This is a genomic window from Phormidium pseudopriestleyi FRX01, assembly GCF_017313335.1.
GTDB lineage: Bacteria > Cyanobacteriota > Cyanobacteriia > Cyanobacteriales > Laspinemataceae > Laspinema > Laspinema pseudopriestleyi.
On the sequence record NZ_JAFLQW010000270.1, the window covers coordinates 1 to 4595 of the forward strand.

Annotated in this window: 3 protein-coding genes; all 3 read left to right on the top strand. The window is 47.8% G+C overall.

Going from position 1 to position 4595, the window contains the following annotated elements; all coding sequences use genetic code 11:
• The first annotated feature begins 917 nt into the window (after positions 1-917).
• Positions 918-2096, top strand: a complete 1179-nt coding sequence (locus tag J0895_RS09795) for a response regulator (protein ID WP_207087915.1) — start codon at positions 918-920, stop codon at positions 2094-2096.
• Between the two features lie 92 nt (positions 2097-2188).
• Entirely contained in the window at positions 2189-2737 is a 549-nt protein-coding gene (locus J0895_RS09800; RefSeq protein ID WP_207087916.1) for a chemotaxis protein CheW, read from the top strand.
• A partial coding sequence (locus J0895_RS09805; RefSeq protein ID WP_207087917.1) for a chemotaxis protein CheA occupies positions 2734-4595 on the top strand: 1862 nt, incomplete at its 3' end. The genes J0895_RS09800 and J0895_RS09805, both read left to right, overlap by 4 nt.

Genomic DNA, 4595 nt, shown 5'->3' on the forward strand with positions numbered 1-4595 from the left:
AACGACTGAAGTCGTTACTACAAAAGGGGGATAATGACTTGAGTCAATCTCCCCCACCTGCCTCAATCCCTCCGTATAACTACCAACAAGGCCCTCCGTATCGTTACGGAGAAATGATTGATGTCAAATACGGATGTTTTAAAACACTGGAACCGTTAAGCTGTAGCATATAGAGAAAGTCAGCCTTTCTATGGGTTGAAAAGGTAAAATCAGGAATTGCCTCTCGGTTGTGGAGGGTATTGAGAACCTTAATTATTTTATTGGGTTTCGTCAATTTATCAACTTAATGATTCAATTCATGAAAGTTAATCGCTGAATTTTATGGCAAGGGGGGAGGAATTAATTTGAGAGGACAAGAACCAGAGTTTTCCGGTAGGTAATTAGCTGCTAATTACCAGATAGTTTGTCAAAAGAACGCTGCTCTTACCTGGAGGTAGTGGACCGAGGTTTTAGGAGGGGCCGGGTTTTAAAGTTAGTTTTGTGAACTGCGAAAGACCAGATTTAAAAATTCAGCCAGATGGCTGATGCGATCGCCCTAGGCAATGGAGTCATCATGTAACTATACTCTCTCACCGGATTGACATGGATTAAGTAATTTTAAATACAAAGTTTCCCGTGATGCTTTATCGCCAATTGTTAAAAAATCCTAAATTGTTAAGAAATTGTTATAAAACAGAAGGGTCATCTTCCCGAATGTTATAATTGTAACACTATTAACTTTAGCTACTAGATAAAATAGAAAAACATTAAGGTTTGAACATGAGGATATGAATTGATAAAAAATCAGAAGAGCCAGGGAATTCAAGCACTTTAATGCCAACAATTGTTTAGCATATTTATGCAAACTAGAGACAGCAATCTGCTTTAAAAACTAAGAAAGATTCTTGTAAAATTTAAGTCTAAATATAGAGAGAGTCATGGTAGAAAACAAGACAATTCAGCCGCAAAAACAAGAGAGTATTCGCAGTGCAGCAGCCCAGCTTGTTGGGTCGCCGACTAAGGCATTGCAAAAAATCGTGATCAACAATCTATCCGGGCGACTGACGATTCGCGATACGTCGGACCCTTCCGTCTTTTGGCGGGTCTATTTTGGTAATGGCAAGGTGCATTTTGCCAGTAGCCTAACGGGATATAAAGAGCGCCTCAGTTATTATCTCTCTCGCTTTCTACCGGAACTGAAAGAGCTTTCCCTAGAAGGGTTTAAGTCAGATTATCAGGCAATTTGCCATTACTGGAAAGCCGGAAAAATTCCCTTACAACATGCGCGGGAAGTCTTATTTAAACTAACCCAAGAAGCATTGGTGCAGGTCCTCAATTTACCCCAAGCGGGACTGCAATTTGAAAAGACGGTGGGACTAGACCCAATTCTGCTATCTCTGCCCTTGAAGCAGACGATTTTACCGATGCGGGAAGCAATTGGGAAGTGGGGAAAAATTAGGACAGAAATTGCCTCGCCGTTTCAGAGAATTTTTATCAGGAATTTAGAGCAAATTCCTAAACTGCTTTGGCCGACGTTTAAAAATGTTGAAGGGATTAAACGGCTGATTGAAGTTTTAAATCGCGGTGGGTGTCTGTATGAAGTGGCCCAAGGGTTAAAAATTGATGTTTTGTCTTTAGGACTGTTACTACAACCCTTGGTGCAAGCGGAAGCGGTTGGGGTGAAGCCCTATCAGTCGGAAAAAGTAGAAAATGGGCCGATTATTGCCTGTATTGATGATAGTAAAACAACTCAGCGGCACGTTCGTGCGATTTTGCAGGCGGGGGGATACCGCTGTTTGATGTTAACGGAACCGGCGAAAGCGTTAACGACTTTGGCGCGCTATAAACCGGCGTTGGTGTTGATGGACATTAATATGCCCGAAATTAATGGCTATGAACTCTGCCGGATGTTGCGCCAGTCGAGTTTGTTGCAGGAAATCCCGATTGTGATGTTGACGGGACGGGATGGGCTCATCGATAAAATGCGATCGCGGATGGTGGGAGCGAATGATTATATCACCAAACCCTTTGATGCCCAACAACTCTTGAAGGCGATCGAAATGCAGTTACTCGGCACGGCAGATTCTGAAAAAGAAACGATTCTGCAAACTGGCTGATTTAACATCATTTCCCCGGGGAATGAACTATCGTAATCTATAGCAAGCAGATTGGAACTAGCCATTCAAAGTGCGATAGGATAACCGGGAAAATGCTCATAACGTATGCAGGTTTGCAATTAAGCCCCAAGGTACAAGTCGTGGTGCCGATGGCGCAAGTGGTAGAGGAAATTGCCCGATCGCGACGGCAAATTTGTCCGATCCCCGGCGTTCCCGAGGCAATTTTAGGGGTAGTCAATACCGGAGGTAAGCTGCTGTGGGTGATTGATTTGGCTGATTTTCTGACCGAGGTTTTGGGACTGACGCGCCGATCGCACTCGCGAGGGGATGAGTTAACTTTGGTCGTGATTCGCCAGGACCCCACCCCAGAACCGGACCCCCAGGAGGAAGAATCCACCGTCACTCCTTTAGCTTGTGTCGTCTGCGATCGCCTCGTCACCCTCACCCTCAACTCCACCCACTTTACACCCATTCCAGAACCCTGGAAATCCCTACTCCGTCCCCTGTTTTCCGGTTTAATCTGGATCTCACCCCCCAGCGATGCCGCGCCGCGTCGGTTTCCGGTGGGATTGCTCCAAGTGAGCGCCCTATTTGACGCCCTCAGTCGTTACAGTACCCCAACTGCCGGAGAATTTCGATGATAGCATCCCATCGCGAAGCCTCTGTGCCAGAAAATCACCGCCTCGACTCCCCAGCGATCGCCAACATCAACCCAGAAGCTCGCCACTGCTTCCTCCATGAAGAAGCACCGGAATGCTTACTCGCCTTAGAACAAGGGATTCAGTGCTTAAGCAGCAAAGCCGCCACTCAGGAGAACCTATCCGCTGCCTTCCCTGACCTGATTCGCGCCGCCCATACCCTCAAAGGCGGTGCCGGAATCGTCGGGTTACAGCAACTCTCCCACTTGGCACACTATCTCGAAGAGTTATTAATCGCCCTCAATGATGGACGAGTCCCTCACTTACCCTCTGCCTACGAACTCTTATCTCTGAGTCTCGATCCCATCGGCGATTTACTCGTGAGTTCTTGGAATGGCAACGAGTCCCAAACCTCCGATCGCCGACTCCAGAACCTGATCGTAACCCTCGATCGCTTTGTCCAAGATTTACCCCCTCCGATTCAGGAGAGTTGGGAAGAAGAAGGCGCAGGGAAGGAATTCCCGAATACCACCGATTCCCCGGTGAACTCCTTTGTGAAAACTGCCTTGGAGGTGGATTTAGAGGACTGTCTGCAACGCCTGACGCGATCGCTGGCTGAATTCGCTGACAATCCCGCTTCCGCAGAACCCTCACTCAGTAACAGTCTCACCATTTTTTTAGAAGAATCCACTCTCCTGGGGGAAACCTTGGGGTTAGAGGGGTTAACTACCATCAGTCGGGAAATTTCTGACGCCCTCTCCCAGGAACAAGCGCCACCGGAACAGTTAGCACAACTCGCGATCACCCGAATTCGCACCTTCCGAACAGAAACCCTCACCCCCCAGTCCCCACAACCCAAAGCACTCTCACCCACTCAACCGGAATCCTCCCCATCCAGCATTTCTCCCCAATCAGAGGCAACCCGTTCCTCTATCCCAGAACGGTTTTTAAAATACCTAATTGTCAATCCTAATCCTGATCTGACACCGGCAAATCTCACTCTGCGAGTCCCCGTCACTCGCTTAGATCGGATGAGTAATACCCTGGGTAATTTAGTCATGGAATCCGATCTCCTCACCCTGGAACAAGAAAAACTCCAAACGGCGATCGCCACCCTCTCCCCATCCCCTTCAAACTTAGAGGCGATCGCCTCCGACATCCACCAAACCCTCGATCGCCTAAAAACATCCCTCAACGAACTGAACCGGGACCTCATCGACTCCCGACAGATTCCCTTTGGGGCGATCGCCGAGCGATTTATCACCCCCTTGGAAACCCTCCAACGACAGTATGGCAAGCAAGTCGAATTAGTCATCCAGGGAAAAGATAAACGGGTGGATCAACCGATTTTAGAACAATTACAAACCCCCTTAACCCATCTGTTTCGCAATGCCTTTGATCACGGGATCGAGTTAAAAGCGGAACGCAAAGCACTCGGCAAATCACCCACTGCTCAAATCACCTTCTCTGCCACCATTGAAGGGTCTCAACTGGTGATTACGGTGGAAGATGATGGACGAGGGATTGATCCCCAGAAGGTTTACAAACGTGCCTTAGCAATGGGACTGATTGATCCGGAAAAGGGGTTTTCTCAAACCCAATCTCTGGGGAATTCCAACCCGAGTGAGATTTTACAATTTCTGTTCACTCCGGGATTTTCTACGGCGTCTAAAGTGACAGATTTATCCGGGCGTGGGGTGGGGTTAGATATCGTGCAACATCAAGTGGCGCGACTGCGGGGAACCTTGCAGGTTGAGACGGTATTGGGACAGGGTACTAAGTTTACCATTGCTGTTCCCTTGACCTTGAGCCGGTTGTCAGTTTACTTGTGCCAATGTCAGGACTACAGGGTAGCAATTCC

Bases quoted from the DNA above. Each gene is read 5' to 3' on its own strand.
- J0895_RS09795 (WP_207087915.1), top strand. From the start codon at position 918: ATGGTAGAAAACAAGACAATTCAGCCGCAAAAACAAGAGAGTATTCGC.
- J0895_RS09800 (WP_207087916.1), top strand. From the start codon at position 2,189: ATGCTCATAACGTATGCAGGTTTGCAATTAAGCCCCAAGGTACAAGTC.